This is a genomic window from Pseudoalteromonas sp. PAST1 (assembly GCF_021532515.1).
Lineage (GTDB): Bacteria > Pseudomonadota > Gammaproteobacteria > Enterobacterales > Alteromonadaceae > Pseudoalteromonas > Pseudoalteromonas simplex.
In genome coordinates, this window is the sequence record NZ_JAKGBH010000140.1 from 1 (window position 1) to 1,118 (window position 1,118).

Sequence of the window (1,118 nt, forward strand, 5' to 3'; positions counted from 1 at the left end):
GTGGGGTACTAGGGATTTTCCCCTCTAAAGTAACATAGAACGCTACAGGCTTTGTATTATATAGCCTCCAGCTGTGGGTTACTTTCGTTTCCAAGCTTAATCATCCACGATTGGCTTCGTAATTTCACTAATATCAGGCAATTTTCCGGTATTGGTGAAGTTATACGTCCCGCTTAAGTTGATATTTTGCCATGCAACGGGCGAAACAGCACGAGTGATAGCCGCTTTTTCTTCATCACCTGTCGCTTCAAAGTGTCCCAGAAGATGACTCAGTATCGCGGAGTTGAAGTAGATGAGCGCATTGGCAAGCAATCTTGCGCATTCATTCCAGATAGCGATTTCAGACTCGTTTTTGCCACGGAACTGATCACCATTCACCGACGCAATGGCTCGTCTAAGGAAGTGCCATGCTTCTCCCCGGTTCAGGGCACGTTGCACATACTGCCGCAAACTGGCATCGTCGATGTAGTCAAGTAAATATTGCGCTTTAACCAGTCGATTATACTCTGTCAGCGCCTGTAATATCGGGTGTCCTGAAGGATAACCAGACAGTTTTCTCACCAGTATTGCCTGTGTTGTTCGTTTTGTCTGAAGTGACAGGACAATACGCCTGATATCCTGCCATCCCGTTGTAATAACATTCGTTCTGATAGGCTTCTTTAGCGCCAGTATGGTGCTGCCTTGTTCACTTTCAGTCACATCAAACAGATCGTTGATGACACTATTGAACTGCGCGTATCGAGGTGCAAAGCTGTAACTGCTTAGATCCAATAAGGCGAAGTTAACATGATTGACACCGTGCGTATCTGTCGAGAGCACATCTGGTTTGACATCGCTGCTGTTTGATTGCAGCAGATCATAAATATAGTGTGATTCATGCTCGTTAGAGCCGATGATCCGAGCATTGAGGGCGCTGTGGTTGGCCACCAGAGTCATGGCCGTGATCCCTTTATTGGTACCGAAGTACTTTGAGGAATACCGGGTTTTAAACGTTTCCAGATGGGTTTCGAATTTCTGACCATCCGCACTGGCGTGCAACTGGTCCTCCTGAATATGGTAGTGGCGGAAGATGGGTAATGAAGCCACCGCATTATTGATCACGTCGCTGGCATCATGCA

Annotated in this window: 1 protein-coding gene; it reads right to left on the minus strand. The window is 46.8% G+C overall.

Annotated features, from left to right (window positions below):
- Positions 1–96 precede the first annotated feature (96 nt).
- On the minus strand, positions 97–1,118 hold a 1,022-nt coding region (locus tag L1272_RS23060; RefSeq protein ID WP_235374378.1), incomplete at its 5' end, for a Tn3 family transposase.